The 16,545-nt window shown below is 67.9% G+C and carries 18 protein-coding genes; 11 read left to right on the top strand and 7 right to left on the bottom strand.

Annotated features, from left to right (window positions below; translation table 11 throughout):
- The first annotated feature begins 175 nt into the window (after positions 1 to 175).
- The 3 genes from MEU52_RS08460 to MEU52_RS08450 all read left to right on the top strand — a co-directional run bounded on the left by MEU52_RS08460 (position 176) and on the right by MEU52_RS08450 (position 3,844).
- A complete protein-coding gene (locus tag MEU52_RS08460) occupies positions 176 to 1,117 on the top strand; it encodes a TAXI family TRAP transporter solute-binding subunit (protein ID WP_238120398.1) in 942 nt (313 codons plus the stop codon).
- 206 nt (positions 1,118 to 1,323) lie between these two features.
- Positions 1,324 to 3,456, top strand: coding sequence for a TRAP transporter permease (locus MEU52_RS08455; protein ID WP_238120400.1), 2,133 nt, complete (start codon positions 1,324 to 1,326; stop codon positions 3,454 to 3,456).
- Position 3,457: 1 nt separating this feature from the next.
- Positions 3,458 to 3,844: a DUF1850 domain-containing protein gene (locus tag MEU52_RS08450; RefSeq protein WP_238120401.1), complete on the top strand. Its 387-nt coding sequence runs from the start codon at positions 3,458 to 3,460 to the stop codon at positions 3,842 to 3,844.
- Between the two features lie 19 nt (positions 3,845 to 3,863).
- Here the strand turns inward: MEU52_RS08450 and MEU52_RS08445 are convergent, their stop codons facing one another.
- Positions 3,864 to 4,313: a hypothetical protein gene (locus tag MEU52_RS08445; RefSeq protein ID WP_238120402.1), complete on the bottom strand. Its 450-nt coding sequence runs from the start codon at positions 4,311 to 4,313 to the stop codon at positions 3,864 to 3,866.
- On the bottom strand, positions 4,310 to 4,786 hold the full coding sequence (locus MEU52_RS08440) for a MarR family winged helix-turn-helix transcriptional regulator (protein WP_238120403.1): 477 nt from the start codon (positions 4,784 to 4,786) through the stop codon (positions 4,310 to 4,312). Before MEU52_RS08440 ends, MEU52_RS08445 begins: the two co-directional genes overlap by 4 nt.
- Before the next feature lie 96 nt (positions 4,787 to 4,882).
- Here MEU52_RS08440 and MEU52_RS08435 point away from each other — a divergent pair, with 96 nt between their 5' ends.
- The 3 genes from MEU52_RS08435 (at position 4,883) to MEU52_RS08425 (ending at position 7,560) form a co-directional block, all read left to right on the top strand.
- Complete coding sequence (locus MEU52_RS08435; protein WP_238120404.1) at positions 4,883 to 5,800, top strand: methyltransferase domain-containing protein; 918 nt, start codon at positions 4,883 to 4,885, stop codon at positions 5,798 to 5,800.
- A gap of 79 nt (positions 5,801 to 5,879) precedes the next feature.
- Complete coding sequence (locus MEU52_RS08430; protein ID WP_238120405.1) at positions 5,880 to 7,040, top strand: iron-containing alcohol dehydrogenase; 1,161 nt, start codon at positions 5,880 to 5,882, stop codon at positions 7,038 to 7,040.
- Between the two features lie 43 nt (positions 7,041 to 7,083).
- Positions 7,084 to 7,560 (top strand): acyl-CoA thioesterase, encoded by a 477-nt coding sequence (locus tag MEU52_RS08425; protein WP_238120406.1) that lies wholly within the window; start codon positions 7,084 to 7,086, stop codon positions 7,558 to 7,560.
- A 73-nt stretch (positions 7,561 to 7,633) separates the two neighbouring features.
- On the opposite strand, the gene phbB is transcribed toward MEU52_RS08425, so the two are convergent.
- On the bottom strand, positions 7,634 to 8,356 hold the full coding sequence (gene phbB, locus MEU52_RS08420) for an acetoacetyl-CoA reductase (protein WP_238120407.1): 723 nt from the start codon (positions 8,354 to 8,356) through the stop codon (positions 7,634 to 7,636).
- 164 nt (positions 8,357 to 8,520) lie between these two features.
- Positions 8,521 to 9,699, bottom strand: coding sequence for an acetyl-CoA C-acetyltransferase (locus MEU52_RS08415; RefSeq protein WP_238120408.1), 1,179 nt, complete (start codon positions 9,697 to 9,699; stop codon positions 8,521 to 8,523).
- Between the two features lie 305 nt (positions 9,700 to 10,004).
- Between MEU52_RS08415 and phaR the strand changes: the two genes are divergently transcribed.
- Entirely contained in the window at positions 10,005 to 10,655 is a 651-nt protein-coding gene (gene phaR / locus MEU52_RS08410) for a polyhydroxyalkanoate synthesis repressor PhaR (protein WP_238120409.1), read from the top strand.
- A 121-nt stretch (positions 10,656 to 10,776) separates the two neighbouring features.
- Here phaR and MEU52_RS08405 read toward each other — a convergent pair whose 3' ends face one another.
- Both MEU52_RS08405 and rpmF read right to left on the bottom strand, forming a co-directional pair.
- A complete protein-coding gene (locus MEU52_RS08405) occupies positions 10,777 to 11,181 on the bottom strand; it encodes a hypothetical protein (protein ID WP_238120410.1) in 405 nt (134 codons plus the stop codon).
- 572 nt (positions 11,182 to 11,753) lie between these two features.
- Positions 11,754 to 11,939: a 50S ribosomal protein L32 gene (gene rpmF, locus MEU52_RS08400; RefSeq protein ID WP_238120411.1), complete on the bottom strand. Its 186-nt coding sequence runs from the start codon at positions 11,937 to 11,939 to the stop codon at positions 11,754 to 11,756.
- A 271-nt stretch (positions 11,940 to 12,210) separates the two neighbouring features.
- Here rpmF and MEU52_RS08395 point away from each other — a divergent pair, with 271 nt between their 5' ends.
- Complete coding sequence (locus MEU52_RS08395) at positions 12,211 to 13,149, top strand: peptidylprolyl isomerase (RefSeq protein WP_238120412.1); 939 nt, start codon at positions 12,211 to 12,213, stop codon at positions 13,147 to 13,149.
- 55 nt (positions 13,150 to 13,204) lie between these two features.
- Here the strand turns inward: MEU52_RS08395 and MEU52_RS08390 are convergent, their stop codons facing one another.
- Complete coding sequence (locus MEU52_RS08390) at positions 13,205 to 13,624, bottom strand: hypothetical protein (RefSeq protein WP_238120413.1); 420 nt, start codon at positions 13,622 to 13,624, stop codon at positions 13,205 to 13,207.
- A 290-nt stretch (positions 13,625 to 13,914) separates the two neighbouring features.
- On the opposite strand from MEU52_RS08390, the gene argJ reads away from it, so the two are divergent.
- The 3 genes from argJ to yddG are packed head-to-tail and all read left to right on the top strand — an operon-like array spanning position 13,915 to position 16,501.
- On the top strand, positions 13,915 to 15,156 hold the full coding sequence (gene argJ, locus MEU52_RS08385; RefSeq protein WP_238120414.1) for a bifunctional glutamate N-acetyltransferase/amino-acid acetyltransferase ArgJ: 1,242 nt from the start codon (positions 13,915 to 13,917) through the stop codon (positions 15,154 to 15,156).
- Positions 15,153 to 15,557, top strand: a complete 405-nt coding sequence (locus MEU52_RS08380) for a (deoxy)nucleoside triphosphate pyrophosphohydrolase (RefSeq protein WP_238120415.1) — start codon at positions 15,153 to 15,155, stop codon at positions 15,555 to 15,557. The genes argJ and MEU52_RS08380 overlap by 4 nt, the downstream gene beginning before the upstream one ends.
- Before the next feature lie 50 nt (positions 15,558 to 15,607).
- The gene (gene yddG, locus MEU52_RS08375; RefSeq protein ID WP_273546093.1) at positions 15,608 to 16,501 is read left to right on the top strand and encodes an aromatic amino acid exporter YddG; all 894 of its coding nucleotides are present in this window, start codon (positions 15,608 to 15,610) and stop codon (positions 16,499 to 16,501) included.
- The last annotated feature ends 44 nt before the right edge of the window (positions 16,502 to 16,545 follow it).

The raw sequence follows: 16,545 nt of genomic DNA, 5'->3' as shown, positions 1-16,545 counted from the left end.
GGTTCCGAGGCCCTGTGCATGCGGCCGGTCGCCGTGGTTTTCAACACGCCGGCGGGCCGCCAGGGGACAGGACATTAGACTTTCGTTTGAAATGGGTAAAAGGTGCTGGCCTTTACGGACGGAGCCGTTAGCTTCACTGTTAACGCTTATAACAATACCGATAGGGAGGATGCTGATGATCCGTATCACCACGGCCGCGCTCATCTCAGCTTTGGTTCTGGCGCCTGTCGCCGCCAAGGCGGAGTTCGTGAACGTTCTGACCGGCGGCACGTCCGGCGTCTATTATCCGCTGGGGGTCGCCATCTCCAAGGTGATCGGCGAGAAGGTGCCGAACGCGCGCCCCTCGGTGCAGGCCACCAAGGCCTCCGTGGAGAACCTGAACCTCATTCAGCAGGGCAAGGGCGAAGTGGCCTTCACCCTGGCCGACAGTCTCGCGGACGGCGCCGCCGGCAAGGCCGAGGCGGGCTTCAAGGCCCCGCTCACCAAGGTGGTGGCGCTCGGCGGCATCTATCCCAATTACATCCAGATCGTGGCCGCTAAGGATTCCGGCATCAAGACGCTGGCCGATCTGAAGGGCAAGCGCCTGTCGGTGGGCGCCCCGCGCTCCGGCACCGAGCTCAACGCCCGCGCCATCCTCGGCGCCGCTGGCCTCACCTATGACGATCTCGGCAAGGTGGAATACCTGCCGTTCGCCGAATCCGTCGAGCTGATGAAGAACCGTCAGCTGGACGCGACCCTGCAGTCTTCCGGCCTCGGCGTCGCCTCCATCAAGGATCTCGCCAATTCGGTGCCGATCGTGGTGGTGGAAGTGCCCAACACCGTGGTCGACAAGGTGGGCGCGCCCTACATCAAGGCGGTGATCCCCGCCAACACCTATGAAGGCCAGTCGGTGGACGTGGTGACCGCGGCCGTGCCGAACTTCCTCGTGACCCGCTCCAACATGAAGGACGAGGAGGTCTACGAGATCACCAAGGCCATCTATGACAATCTGCCCGAGCTGGCGGCGGCCCATTCGGCGGCCAAGAGCATCAAGCTCGAGAATGCCATGAAGGGCTCGCCGGTGCCGTTCCATCCCGGCGCCGCCAAGTACTTCAAGGAAAAGGGCGTCACGCCCTGAAGCCGGGTTGGCGGCGGCCCTTGAGGGCGCCGCCGCTCGCGGTGTCGCGCCGCGGATGAAAGATGCGGGGGCTGCCGGCGCCGACGGGCGCGCAGCCCCTTTGTGGTCTTCTCCTCCCCGATGGGACCGTGATCGTTTCCAGTGACGTTGCCGCCGGGCGCGGGGCGCCGGGCGGAGAGTTTTTGACCTGTTGAGGCCGCACGTCCATGACCTCCTCGCTGCACACGCCCACCACGACTCCACCCGTCAGCCACGACCTGAACAACCCCAATCACGGGGCCTCCGTGGTGGTGGACGACGCGCTGCTGGACCTCACCTGGGGCCCGGGCAGCTGGGGGCGCGCGGTATTCTGGATCGCGGTCGCCTTCTCCACCTTCCAGATCATCACCGCCGCCTGGAGCCCGCTGCCGAGCCAGATCGTGCGCTCGGTGCACGTGGGCTTCCTGCTGCTGGTGGTGTTCGCCATCGCCGGCAATCACCGGGTCGGCGGCGGGCGGGTCATGCTGTGGGGGCTCGGCATCCTGTCGTTCGTGGTGGGCCTTTATCACTGGATCTTCTATTCCGACCTCATCGCCCGTGCCGGCGATCCCGATACCATGGACATCGTGGTCGGCGTGGTGGCGGTGGCGCTGGTGTTCGAGGGCTCGCGCCGGCTCATGGGCCTGTCGCTGCCCATCATCTGCGGCTTCTTCATTCTCTACGGCCTGTTCGGCGAATATCTGCCGGCGCCGCTGGACCACCGGCCCTATGATTTCGTGCAGGTGGTGGACCAGTTGTTCCTCGGCACCGAGGGCATCTACGGCACGCCCACTTATGTGTCGTCGTCCTACATCTTCCTCTTCATTCTGTTTGGCGCGTTCCTGGAACGGGCCGGCATGATCAAGCTGTTCAATGATGTGGCCATGGGCACCGTGGGCCATGCCCGCGGCGGCCCGGCCAAGGTCTCGGTGATCTCCTCGGCGCTGATGGGCACCATCAACGGCTCCGGCGTCGCCAACGTGGTCACCACCGGCCAGTTCACCATCCCGCTGATGAAGAACTTCGGCTACAAGCCGGCCTTCGCCGGCGCGGTGGAGGCGACCGCCTCCATGGGCGGGCAGATCATGCCGCCGGTGATGGGTGCGGTGGCCTTCATCATGGCCGAGACCATCGACGTGCCCTATGCGAGCATCGCCACCGCGGCGGTGATCCCCGCCTTCCTCTACTTCCTCACCGTGTTCGCCATGGTGCATCTGGAGGCCGGTCGCAACGGATTGTCGGGCCTGCCCAAGGCGGAGTGCCCCAATGCCTGGGCGGCGCTGAAGGCGCGCTGGTACCTCATCCTGCCGCTGGGCGTCCTGGTCTGGCTGCTGTTCTCCGGCTACACGCCGCTGTTCGCCGGCACCGTGGGCCTGGCGCTGACCGCGCTCATCGTGCTCGGCACGCCGGTGGCCCGCCTCATCGGCCCCTATGGCCTGCGGGTGGTGTTCTGGGTGGTGCTCGGCATCGCCGCCGCCAGTTTCGTGGAATACGGCATCAACGGTGTCGCCACGGTGGTGGCCATCCTGGTGGCGCTGCTGCTGTTCGTGAAGGGCGGGCGGGAGACCTTGCGCATCGCCCTCGACAGCATGGCCGACGGCGCCCGCAACGCGCTGCCGGTGGGCATCGCCTGCGCCCTCGTGGGCACCATGATCGGCATCTTCACCCTGACCGGTGTCGCCACCACCTTCGCCACCTTCGTGGTGGCGGTCGGCGAGAGCTCCCTGCTCTTGTCGCTGGTGCTCACCATGGTGGCGTGCCTGATCCTGGGCATGGGCCTGCCCACCATTCCCAACTACATCATCACCGCCTCCATCGCCGGGCCGGCGCTGCTGGCCCTGGGCGTGCCGCTCATCGTCTCGCACATGTTCGTGTTCTACTTCGGCATCATGGCCGACCTGACGCCGCCGGTGGCCCTTGCCGCCTTCGCGGCGGCGCCCATCGCCGGCGTCTCCGGGCAGGCTATCGCCGTGAACGCGACACGCATCGCGCTCGCCGGCTATGTGGTGCCGTTCATGGCGGTCTATTCGCCGGCGCTGATGCTGCAGACCGGCGATCCCATGGCCGATCTCATCGGCTTCTGGCCGGCGGTGGCCTACGCCTTCATCAAGGCGGTGATTGCCGTTCTGCTGTGGGCCGGTACCGCCACCGGCTATCTGCTGGGCCCGCTCAACATCGTCGAGCGCGTGGTGGCCTTCGCGGCGGCGGCGCTGCTGATCGCCGCTGTGCCGTTGAGCGATGAGCTGGGCTTCGTGGCGGCGGCGGCCTTCATTGCCTGGCATTATTGGCGCACCCGCGCCCAGAAGGTGGCGCAGGCCTGAGGTGGCGGTGCTCGCCTGCCTGGTCGCCGGTACCACCGTGGTGCGGCTGGCGGCTGTCGTGACCCTGGCCTGGACCCATTCGGTGCAGAAAAGCGAATGGCAGGAAGACTGGCGGGCGACCCCCGCCGGCCTCCAGCTGACCGAGGTGCGGGTCCAGGGCTCCGGCGCCGGCATGGAACCGCCCGACGACGCGGTGCTGCAGGGTGACTTCTATGTGGCCCATCCGCGGCTGGCGCCGCAGAAAGAGGTGCTGCTGCGGCGCTCCGGCGCCACCGCCGACTGGCGGGTGTGCAGCGCCGGCCGCTGCCAGCCCATGGGGGAGCTGGTGCCGCCGGATGCGGACCCGGTGCGCTTCACCACCTGCGCGGAGCCCGCGCCCCGCCGCTGAGTGCGGCCCGGTCTGGCGCTCAGGCGGTCTGGAGTGCCCGGCGGGCGGCGGCGAGCCGCAGGCCGTCCCGCAGGGACAGGGCGAGCAGCGTGATGTTGAGGGCCCCGGCCACCAGTTCCACCCCCTGCACCACCATGAACGATGAATCGAACAGCCCGGCGGCGGCGCGCGACTGAAGGAAGATCGCACTCGGCAGCAGGAGGCACAGGCCGTTGAGGGCGATCACCGGCATGCGTCGGCGCTTGGCGACCACCAGCGGCTGGGTGGAGCGCCCGCCGAGCCGGAAGCCGGTGGCGCCGACGCTCACCAGCGCCGGGATCAGCGCCAGCATCCCCCAGAGAATGGCGGTTTTTACCGTTCGCACCGCGGCGGGCGTGCCGAAGGCCTCGCTCACGACCGTGGCGCTCCAGAAGCTGAGGATGATCAGCAGGGCGAGGCCCCCGGCAAGGGGATGCAGACGGCGGATCATGTGGGGTCTCCCGAACCGGCGCCGGCCTCGCTCAGCGTCGTGCGCAACTGGTGAAGGGTGGTGGCGGCGGCCTCCGCCGCGGCGGGCCCGATCCGGGCGAGCAGCAGGTCGGCCAAGGGGGCCCAGCGGGCGCTGGCGGCGGCGAAGGCCTGCGTCCCGGCGGCGGTGAGCTGCACCAGCTTGGCGCGCTTATGGTGGGGGTTGGTGGCGAAGCATACCAGCCCGCGCGCGGCCAGATCATCCACCACCCGCTGCACCGATTGGCGGGTGAGCCCCATGTTGCGGGCAATGCCGGCGGTGGGCAGGGCGCCGCCCGCCTCGGCGATGGCGCCCAGAACCTGCCAGCGGGCACTCGTGAGCCCAAGCGGCGCCACCAGGGTATCACCGGCGGAAATCAGCGCGCCATTGAGGCGGAAGACCTCCAGAGCCAGGCGGCTGGCGGGGTGGGTGAAGGGATCGTGCACAGCGTTCATAATGACAGTATACATCCATAACGACAGTGTGCTGTCAATAAGCGTGACACGATCCAACCGATGCATCGCAGGCCGGAAGGGCCTATATGCGGCGGCATGAGCGCCTCTCTGCCCCTCGTCTTTGATCGCCGCCTGGTCCGGCGGCGGCTGGCCCGCGCCGTCGACCTCGGACCGGAAACCTTCTTGCTGGATCGGGTCGCGGAGGACCTCGTCGACCGGCTGGGGGCGGTGCAGCGGCGGTTCGATCGTGCCCTGGATCTCGGCACCCCCACCGAAGGGCTGGCCCGCGCCCTGGCTGGCGTGCCGGCGGTGGGGCAGGTGCTGCGGGCAGCGCCGCTGGCGCCCGCCTCGTCCGATGGCGCCGCGGTGGTGGCCGACGAGGAGGCCCTGCCGTTCGCTCCGGCAAGCTTCGATCTGGTGGCGTCGGCACTGGCGCTGCAGAGCGTCAATGACCTGCCGGGGGTGCTGGCCCAGGTGCGGCGGGTGCTCCGGCCCGATGGCCTGTTCCTGGCCGGCTTCATCGGTGGCGCCAGCCTCACCGAGCTGCGCCAGTCCTTCGCCATCGCCGAGAGTGAGGTGACCGGCGGCCTCTCCCCCCGGGTGGCGCCGTTCGCCGATGTGCGCGACCTTGGCGGCCTGCTGCAGCGGGCGGGCTTCGCCCTGCCGGTGGCGGATGTGGACCGGGTGGTGGTGCGCTATGGCTCCCCCTTCACCCTGTTCTCCGAGCTGCGCCGCATGGGCGCCACCAATGCGCTGGTCGAGCGGCGGCGGGTGCCGCTGCGCCGCGCCACGCTGCTGCGCGCGGCGGAAGTCTATGGCGAGCGCTTCGCCGATGCCGACGGGCGGCTGCGGGTGACGTTCGACATCGTCTGGCTGTCCGGCTGGGTGCCCCATGAGAGCCAGCAGAAGCCGCTCGCCCCCGGCTCCGCCCGCATGCGCCTCGCCGATGCCCTGGGCGCGCGGGAGGTGCCGTTGCCGGCCGCGTCCAACGGGCCGGCGGAGCCGCGCGACTGACGCGCCCAGCAAACCCTTGACGCCGCGCCGCAGGCGCGCAGCATGACCCCCTGGGCAAGCCAAAAGCCGGGGGTGTCCCATGGCCGGATTCGTCTTCAACACACCGCCACGCATCGTGGTCGCCGCCGGCGCGGCGGGGCAGGTGGCAGCGCGCTGGCGGGCCGCCGGGGTCGGCCGGGTGCTGGTGGTGACCGATGGCGGGGTCGCCCGCGCCGGCGCCCTGGCGGCGGTGCTCGAAGCCCTGCGGGCCGAGTCCATCGCCCACCAGGTGTTCCAGGCGGTCACCCCCAATCCCGATGCGCAACTGGCCGTGGCCGCCGCCGCGCAGGCGGTGGACATGCGCGCCGAGGGCGTGCTCGGGCTCGGCGGCGGCTCCTGTCTCGATGTGGCGAAGCTGGCGGCGCTGCTGGCCACCGGCCATGACGCGCTGTCGGAGATCTATGGCGTCGGGCTTGCCGAGGGCCCGCGCCTGCCGCTCATGCTGGTGCCGACCCTGGCCGGCAGCGGCGCCGAGGTGACGCCCATCGCCCTCGTCACCAGCGATGGCGAGAAGCGGGCCGTGGTGTCCTCCTGCCTGCTGGCCGATGCGGCGCTGCTCGACGTGGACCTCACCTTCACCGCGCCGCCGGAGGCCACAGCGGCGGCCGGGGCCGGCTGCCTGGCGGTGGCCATGGAGGCCTTCACCTCCGCCCATGCCAATGCCAATCCGGTGTCGCGGGCGCTGGCGGAAGGGGCGCTGGCGCTGCTGCGCTGGGCGCTGCCCCTGGTGGTGATGGACGGCGCCGACCGGCGGGCGCGCGAAGCCATGCTTTCCGCTTCGCTCATGGCCGGACAGGCGTTTGCCAACGCGCCCGCCGGCGCGGCCCATGCGCTGGCCTATCCGCTCTGCGTGCGGCATGGTCTGCCGGCGGGTCTTGCCGCGGCGCTGATGCTGCCGCAGGTGGTGCGCTTCAACGGACCGGTGGCGGCGCATGATTACGGCCTGCTGGCCGCCCGCCTGTTTCCCGAACGGCCGATGGTGGGCGACGCCCAGGCGCGTGCCGATATTTTCGCGGCCAACCTGGTGCGCTTCTTCCATGAGCTGGGGCTGCCGACGGACCTGCGCGCCGTGGGGGTGGAGGCGGTGGACGTGGCCCCTCTGGCTGCGGCGGCCATGGGGCAGGGCCGGCTGCTGGCCAATAATCCGCGCCCCCTCGTGGCGCAGGATGCCGCCGCGCTCTACAAGGCGGCTCTGGATTGAGCGTCGCCTGGCGCGGCGCCGACGACAACAGGGAGGCATGCCGATGGCCGAGGCACATGGAGCGCGGGGAACGTCAGCCCCGGGGCGGGAGGCCCCCTTCGTTCTGAAAGACTTTCCCCACAGCCTCCCCATCAGCACGCGGTGGGCGGATGTGGATGTCTACGGCCATGTGAATAATGTGGTGTATTATTCGTATTTCGACACGGTGGTGAACGAATATCTCATCGCCCGCGGGGTGCTCGACCCGCAGACGAGCCCGATCATCGGGCTGGTGGTGGAGACCCGCTGCACCTATTTCCGCAGCCTCACCTTTCCGGCGCCGGTCATGGCGGCGCTCCGGGTGGCCAAGCTCGGCTCCTCCTCGGTGCGCTATGACATCGCTTTGTTCCAGGGAGATGAGGAGGCGGTGGCCCAGGGCCATTTCGTCCATGTCTATGTGGACCGCGCCAGCCAGCGCCCGGTGCCGATTCCCGATCCGGTGCGGGCGGTGCTGCAGGCCCTGGTGAGGACCCCGGCCTGAGAGGCCGGGGCGGCGCAAAGAAAAGGCCGGCTCGCGCACGAGCCGGCCGGAATGATGGAGCGGGAAGCCCGGTTCAGCAGATGTACTGCGCGCCGTTGATGGTCAGCGTCGAGCCGGTGACGAAGGATGCGCCATCGGAGGCGAGGAAGACCACGCCGCGGGCGATATCCTCCGGCTCGCCGAGCCGGCCCACCGGAATGGTGGCGATGATCTTGGCGAGCACCTCGGCCGGCACCGCGCGCACCATGTCGGTGCCGATGTAGCCGGGGGCGATGGCGTTCACCGTGATGCCGTGCTTCGCCGATTCCTGGGCCAGCGCCTTCACGAAGCCGATCTCGCCGGCCTTGGCGGCGGAATAGTTGGTCTGGCCGAACTGCCCCTTCTGGCCGTTGATGGAGGAGATGCAGACGATGCGGCCGAAACCGCGCGCGCGCATGCCCTCGATCACATTGCGGCACATGTTGAAGGAGCTGGAAAGGTTGGTGCTGACCACCGCGTTCCACTGCTCCAGCGACATCTTGTGCAGGGGGGCGTCACGGGTGATGCCGGCGTTGTTCACCAGCACCTCGACCGGACCCAGCTGCGCCTCGACCTTGGCGATGCCCTCTTTGCAGGCGTCAAAATTGGAGACGTCCCACTTGAAATTGGGGATGCCGGTCTTCTCGGTAAAGGCTTTCGCAGCCTCGTCATTGCCGGCGTAGTTCGCCGCGACGGTGTAGCCCGCCTCCTTGAGCGCGATCGAGATGGCCTCGCCGATTCCGCGAGTCCCGCCCGTGACCAATGCGACACGCGCCATAGTTCCCTCCATCGTCTGTTGGCCCGACCTAAAGACGAAATACAACAATCCCAAGCGGATCGGGCCACACAGGGATTGTGTCTAAGCAAACCTTCAGCAGGTTGCGAGGGTCTTGGGCCGCGACCTTCGATCGCGGCCCAAAGTATGATGGTTGAGTGACTGTCTCAGTCGCGCTCGACACACATGGCAATGCCCATGCCGCCGCCGATGCACAGGGTGGCAAGGCCCTTTTTCGCATCGCGCTTCTGCATTTCATGCAGGAGGGTGACGAGAATACGGGTGCCCGAGGCGCCGATGGGGTGGCCGATGGCGATGGCGCCGCCGTTCACGTTCACCTTGGAGGTGTCCCAGCCCACGCCCTTGTTGACGGCGATGGCCTGGGCGGCGAACGCCTCGTTGGCCTCGATGAGGTCGAGGTCGGCGGTGGTCCAGCCGGCCTTTTCCAGCGCCAGCTTGGAGGCCGGGATGGGGCCGGTGCCCATGATGGACGGATCGACGCCGGCCTGGGCCCAGGAGACGATGCGCGCCAGCGGGGTCTTGCCCTCGGCCTTGGCCTTGGCGCCGCTCATGAGCACCACGGCGGCGGCGCCGTCGTTGATGCCGGAAGCGTTGCCGGCGGTCACCGAGCCATCCTTGGCGAAGGCGGGCTTCAGCTTGGTCATGGCGTCGATGGTGGCGCCATGGCGGATGTACTCATCCTGGTCCACCACCACGTCGCCCTTGCGGGTGGAAATGGTGACGGGGACGATTTCATCCTTGAACTTGCCGGACTTCTGGGCCGCCTCGGCCTTGTTCTGGGAGGCGACGGCGAATTCGTCCTGCTCCTGGCGGGTGATCTGGAACTGCTTGGCCACGTTCTCGGCGGTCATGCCCATGTGGTAGCCGTTGAAGGCATCCCACAGGCCGTCCTTGATCATGGTGTCGACGAATTCCATGTTGCCCATGCGCTGGCCGTTGCGCAGGTGGGCGCCATGCACGGACTGGCTCATGGATTCCTGGCCGCCGGCCACCACCACTTCGCTGTCGCCATTGGCGATGGCCTGGGCGCCGAGGGCGACGGAGCGCAGGCCGGAGCCGCACACCATCTGGACTTCATAAGCCGGGCTGGTGATCGGCACGCCGGCCTTGAGGGAGGCCTGGCGGGCGGGATTCTGCCCCTGGGCGGCGGTGAGCACCTGGCCGAGAATGACCTCGCTCACGGCGTCGGTGGAGACACCGGCCCGCTCGAGGGCCGCCTTGATGGCGACGGCGCCGAGCTCGTGCGCCGGCAGGGGAGCCAGCGCGCCGTTGAACGACCCGACCGGGGTGCGCGCGGCGGCGACGATGACGACCTCGTCCTTCATATTGAATCTCCTGGGACTTAGAACAGGCGGGAGCGGCTTTGCGCCGCTTTTGGATCAGAGCATTATATCGCTGTCGAGCACGACCATGTGTCAATGATCCACATCATGGCAAGTGCAATATGGGGCGCGCTGTGCCCAGGGTTGAGTGGGCCGCCGGTTTGTCGCTGGGGATGCCGCTTCGGGATCCGGCCTGCGTGCGACGCGGGCAGTGCACCAGGAATGCGCGCGCTGCACATAATTTGGTAGCTATGGGGCGCGAAACCACTTAACGTGGTGTAACCCCAAGGACATCGGATGACCGGACGATGGCAAAATCAGAAGAACCAGTCACCATCAAGAAATACGCCAACCGTCGCCTGTACAACACGGGCACGAGTACCTATGTGACGCTGGAAGACCTCGCCAACATGGTGAAGGATGGCGAGGATTTTGTGGTGTATGACGCCAAGAATGGCGATGACATCACCCATTCGGTTCTGACGCAGATCATCTTCGAACAGGAAAATAAGGGAACGAATCTGCTTCCCATCACCTTCCTGCGCCAGATCATCCGTTTTTACGGCGACAGCATGCAGATGCTGGTTCCCCGGTACCTGGAAGCGTCCATCGACAGCTTCACCAAGGACCAGGAGAAGTATCGCGACCACGTGGCCAAGACACTGACGGGCGGCGGCTTCGCCGGGCTCGACGATCACGTGCGGCGCAACATGGAGATGTTCGAGCGGGCTTTCCACATGTTCCTGCCGTTCCCCAAGGACGAGGAGCAGGAGGAGGCTGGCGCCGCGCCGGTTGCGTCCACGCCGGCCAAGGAGGCGGACGAGCTCGATGCGCTGAAGCGTCAGATGGCCGATATGCAGGCCAAGCTCGAGCAATTGGTGGTGCGCCCGGCGCCGACGCCGGAACCCGACGTCGCGCCGCCTGCGCCCGATGTGCCGAAGCCCGACGACAACGGCTGAGGCCGGCGCCCGGCTGCACGTGAGGATGGATGGCGAGGGCCGGCATGATAATGCCGGCCCTTTTGCCGTTCAGGTCGGTCCCGTGTCCGCACCGCCTACCGCTGCGCTGGGCCCGGCCCCCTCACGACTGGTCGGGGCGCACCGAGAAATCGCGCTGGGCGACGCGGACCGAGACGGAGAAACCGGCCACCACATCCAGCAGCATCACGCACAACAGCAGCGCGAACACGGAGTTGCCGGCCTGCGGCACCAGCAGGAATTCGGCAAGGCTGACCACGAACAGCAGAATGGACAGCATGTGATCGATCAGCGAGCGGGAGCTGATGCGGGTCGATTTGACGATCTCGAAGAACAGGATCAGCAGCGAGAAGGCGATGAAGGCCTCGGCGAGGGTGATCTTCCACTGGGCGCCGGACAGCATGGAGACGATGGTGAGCGGCGAATCCCAGCTGAGGCTGGGCGTCAGAAATGCGACGATATTGAACAGTGCCAACGGAATGATCAGCAACGGAACCGGTGTCAGCATAGGTGCTCCTTCGGGCCGATCCGCGGCCGCGGCGACGCTGGGACACGGATGCCGCATCGCGGAGGGGGATTGGCAAGGTGCCACCTTGCCGTGCGGAGTGTCACCGTTCCGTTGCCGTGCCTGCTGGCGGGCGTGTTTTGTGCGCCCCGTGCCGTCGCTGACACGGCGGTCTTCGCCGTCGGATGATTGATGGGGAGCGTGTCGCGTGGGCGGGCGCGCATAGGGCGGCCGCACCATTCCAGGTCGATGCCCTGCGGGTGCTTTTGGCCGCTGCTTTTTGGGCCGCCGATCCGGTGCATCCGCGGCGCCGCGCACCGAGCGCGGGTGACGGCAAGTCGCGATCCGCCGACACCGGCGGATGAGGCCGTGCGCGTGGGCCGCCAAGGACGATCCGGACAGCGCCGGATCCTGGGCTCTCCACGCGGGCGACAAGCACGCAGGCCGCAAGGAGGGAAGAGGCGAGGGGCGTTCGGCGCGGACGCACGGCAGGGCCGGCGTTCAGCGCGTGATGATCACGCCCCCGGCCTGTCCCGGCCCGGGAGGGTCTCACCCGGGACGGTACGATCTTAGGCTCAGGCTTCGGCCTTGGGAGCCAGAATCTGGCGGCCCTTGTACATGCCGGTCTTGAGGTCCAGGTGATGCGGACGACGCAGCTCACCGGAATCCTTGTCTTCCACATAAGTGGGCTGCTTCAGCGCATCGGCCGAGCGGCGCATGCCGCGACGGGACGGCGAGGTCTTTCTCTTAGGGACGGCCATTGTCCAAACTCCTGAAGACGAGACATCCGAAGATCGGTCTCGCCCTCTGCGTCGGTTCGCGCGAGGCTGTAGCGAAACCTGTTTCTCGATTGAAGGCGCGCCTTATACAGGCTCTCGCGGCGAAGCGGAAGCCCCGCCCCGGTGTTTTGTCCATTCCGGTGCGGCGCCTCAACAATGCCCTCTTGTCAGATAAGGAGAAGGCGGGCAAGGGTGCACGCCGTTCGGGGTGCACCCATCCCCGAGGAACCCGGACCCAAAGGAACCCGGACCCATGAAGCGCTCCGTTTCCACTGCCGCGCTGGCGGCTGCCCTCGTCTCGTCTGTCGCCCTGTTCTCCGTTTCCGGTCCGGCCCTTGCTCAGTCCGCTGCGGCCAAGCCCGCCGCTGCCAAGCCTGATTCTGCCAAGACTGATGCCTCCAAGCCCGCCGACACCGACCTGGTGGTGGCGACGGTGAACGGCACGCCGATCTATGCCAGCCAGCTGGCCATCGCCGCCGAGGACATCGGTCCCGGCCTGCCGCCCCAGCTTCAGGGGCCGGCGCGGCGCGATTATGTGCTGTCCTTCCTCACCGACATGACCCTGCTGGCGCAGGCGGCGGAAGCGCAGAAGCTGGACCAGACCCCGGCCTTCCAGACGACCCTGAACTACCTGAAGACCAAGGCGCTGATGGAAGCGCTGATGACCCAGGCGGCCAAGGGTGCGGTGACCGACGAGCTCAAGCGCAAGACCTATGACGAGTTCGTCAAGTCTCAGCCGCCGGAGGAAGAGGTCCACGCCCGCCACATTCTGGTGGATGACGAGGCCAAGGCCAAGGAAATCGCCAAGAAGGCCAAGGCCGGCGAGGACTTCGCCAAGCTCGCCAAGGAATATTCCAAGGACGGCGCCGACGACGGCGGTGATCTCGGCTATTTCACCAAGGACCAGATGGTGCCGGAGTTCGCCGAGGTCGCCTTCAAGCTGGACAAGGGGCAGATCTCCGACCCGGTGAAGAGCCAGTTCGGCTGGCACATCATCAAGGTCGAGGACAAGCGCACGAAGCCGGTGCCCACCTACGTGCAGGTGGAAGGCCAGCTGGACCAGTATCTGGTGCGCAAGGCCCAGGCCGATCTCGTCACCAAGCTGCGCGCCGACGCCAAGATCGAGAAGGCCGCGGCGCCCGCCACCCCGGGTGCTGCCGCCACGCCGGCTCCGGCCGCCGCCGGGAAGTGACGCGGGCTTATCGCCAAGGTTGAAGAAAGGGGCGCTGCGGCGCCCCTTTTGCTGTCTACAGCTCTTCGAGCCCTTCACGGGCGCGAGCGGTGAGCTGGGCGGTGGTGAGCACCTTGTCGCCCTCCGCCTCGTGGACGATGGCGCCGAAGCTGCCGGCAAGGGCGGCACAGACCGCCAGCGCGCTCACCTTCTCGCGCACGTCGCCGCTCCACTTGAGGTCCATCGCCACGTCGCGTCCGTCGAGCGCCGTCTTGAGATTGGGCATGGCGTCGAGAGCGGCATCCACATCATGAAAGCGAACGGTGAAGCCTGCATCCTCGCCATCGAGGGTGCAGGGCAGGTAGCCGGAGGATTTCAGCGGCACATAGCCGTCGTCCAGGGTCACCCTGAGCTTGAGGGCATCGAGCGCCGGCTGCAGGGCGGCGCGGGTGGGCACATCGGCGCGATGAAGAAAGGCGCAAAGGGCACGGGCCATGACGGCTCCTTGAGACGAAAAGAAAAATAAGGCGGTGGACCGCGACTGAAACGCGACCACTGTAAGGCCGGGATGGCACGGGAGAAAAGAGCGGGGATCCGGGCCTCCGCAGTGGCGGCGCGGGTGTCGCCCGCCGCGCTCAACCCCTTGCGCGCGCGGCGCGGCTGCGGCACAGGAAAGGCACCCGGGCGGCTGTGCCGCCCTGGACGCGTGCCGCTCAAGCGGTGCTCGCTTCTTCAATGAGCCCGTCCGGGCGGAAGGTTCAGGCCGGGCTCGTGCGGGGATTTCCCATGTCTGCGACCGTTTCACCCCTGGCGCCCCAGTTCGTGCCCGAGCTGCTTCCCATTCCCGGCGTGGGTTTCACCACCGCCGCGGCCGGCATCCGCTACCAGGGCCGCACCGATGTCCTGGTCATGTCATTCGTGCCGGGCACCACGGTGGCGGGGGTGACCACCAAGTCGCTGTGCCCCTCGGCGCCGGTGGAATGGTGCCGGGAGCTGGTGAAGAAGGGCAAGGCGCGGGCGCTGGTGGTGAATTCCGGCAATGCCAATGCCTTCACCGGCAAGAAGGGCCGCGAATCCACCCAGCTCACCGCCGAGATCGCCGCCGCCGTGCTGCGCTGCAAGCCCTCCGAGGTGGCGTTGGCCTCCACCGGCGTCATCGGCGAGCCGCTGGATGCCACCAAGTTCGAGGGCGTGCTGGCGGAAGCCGCCGGCCGTCTGGTGGACTGGCCGTGGCTGGATGCCGCCCGCGCCATCATGACCACCGACACCTTCCCCAAGCTCGCCACCGCCGAGGTGCTGCTGGGCGACGTGCCGGTGCGGATCAACGGCATCGCCAAGGGTGCCGGCATGATCGCCCCGGACATGGCGACCATGCTCTCCTTCGTCTTCACTGACGCCCCCATCGCCGCCGACGTGCTGCAGAAGCTGCTCTCCAAGGGCGTGAAGAACACCTTCAACGCGGTGACGGTGGATGGCGACACCTCCACCTCCGATACCCTGCTGATGTTCGCCACCGGCGTTGCCAAGACCCGGGGCGCCCCGCTCATCAAGGATGCGGATGATCCGCGCCTGAAGACCTTCAAGCGGGCGCTGGTGGACCTTCTGGCAGATCTTTCCGAGCAGGTGGCCCGCGACGGCGAGGGCGCGCGCAAGCTCATCCGCATCCATGTCACCGGCGCCGTCTCCAACAAGTCGGCACGGCGCATCGCCATGTCCATCGCCAACTCGCCGCTGGTGAAGACCGCCGCCGCCGGCGAGGACGCCAATTGGGGCCGGGTGGTGATGGCCGTGGGCAAGGCCGGCGAGCCGGCCGACCGCGACAAGCTCACCATCTCCTTCGGCGATGTGTGCGTGGCCCGCGACGGCGAGCGCGACCCCGACTATGACGAGGCGGTGGTCTCCGCTTACATGAAGAACCCGGTCATCGACCTCACGGTGGACCTCGGCCTCGGCCGCGGCGCCGATCGGGTGCTCACCTGCGATCTCACCAAGGAATATGTCGCCATCAACGGGGACTATCGCTCGTGAAGATCACCTTGGTGGCCGCCTGCGCGCTCATCGATGCCGACAACCGGGTGCTGGTGGCCCAGCGCCCGGAGGGCAAGGCGCTGGCCGGCCTGTGGGAGTTTCCCGGCGGCAAGCTGGAGCCCGGCGAGCGGCCGGAGGATTGCCTCATTCGTGAGCTGGCGGAAGAACTGGGCATCACGGTGAAGGAGCCGTGCCTCGCTCCGCTCACCTTCGCCAGCCACGCCTATGAGACTTTCCATCTCCTCATGCCCCTGTGGATCTGCCGGCGCTGGGAGGGCACGGTGACCCGCAAGGAGCATCAGGCCCTGAAGTGGGTGCGCCCCGGCAAGCTGCGCGAGCTCGACATGCCGCCCGCCGACGCGCCGCTCATTCCCCCGCTCATCGACCTGCTCGGCCCTTGAAGCCTCTTCGCCGGGCAGGGTGCTGCCCGGCCTTTCGTTCGGATCCGTTCATGCCTTCGGCCTCCCCATCGGCCCTGTCGCTCCGCGAGATTTCTCCCCGCCAGGCGACGCGCATCGGCCTCGTGGCCATCCTGTTATGGTCCACGCTGGCCTTCTTCACCGCAGCCACCGGCGCGGTGCCGGCCTTCCTGCTGACGGCGCTCACCTTCGGCATCGGCGGGCTGGTGGGGGTGGTCGCGGCGCTCCTGGGGCCGGGGCTCGGCGTGCTGCGGCAGCGCCCGCTTGCCTATGTGCATGGGGTGGGCGGCCTGTTCGGCTATCACTTCCTCTATTTCGCCGCCCTGAAGCTGGCGCCGCCGGCCGAGGCGGGGCTGCTCAACTATCTGTGGCCGCTGCTCATCGTGCTGCTGTCGGCGACCCTGCCGGGCGGCGGGCTGAAGCGCACCCATGTGATCGGCGCGCTTCTGGGCTTTGCCGGAACGGTGGTGCTGCTGTTGGGCAAGGGTGGCTTTTCCGGCATCGAGGCGCGCTATGTGCCCGGCTATCTCGCCGCCGTCTCCTGCGCCTTCATCTGGGCCATCTATTCGGTGGCCTCGCGCCATTTCGCCGATGTGCCCACCGCCGCCGTGGCCGGCTTCTGCCTCGTGACGGCGCTGCTTGCCGGCCTCTGCCATCTTGTGTGGGAACAGACCATCTGGCCGGCGGACCTCATGCAATGGGGGGCGGTGGTGGCGCTGGGCATCGGTCCGGTGGGGCTTGCCTTCTATGCCTGGGACATCGGCATGAAACGGGGCGACGTGCGGCTGCTGGGGGTGGCCTCCTATGCGGCGCCGGTGCTTTCCACGGTGCTGCTGGTGCTCACCGGCTTCGCCGCCCCCAGCCTTGCCTTGGGGCTCGCCTGCCTCTGCATCGTCGGCGGCGCGGTGGTGGCGACCCGCCGCTGAGGCCACAGCTCTGGTGCGCCGGCACCGGGAAATCTTGCGCTCCG

The sequence above is a fragment of the Xanthobacter sp. NM-25 genome (assembly GCF_022138605.1).
Classification (GTDB): domain Bacteria; phylum Pseudomonadota; class Alphaproteobacteria; order Rhizobiales; family Xanthobacteraceae; genus Xanthobacter.
This window is presented reverse-complemented; position numbering and strand designations above follow the sequence as displayed.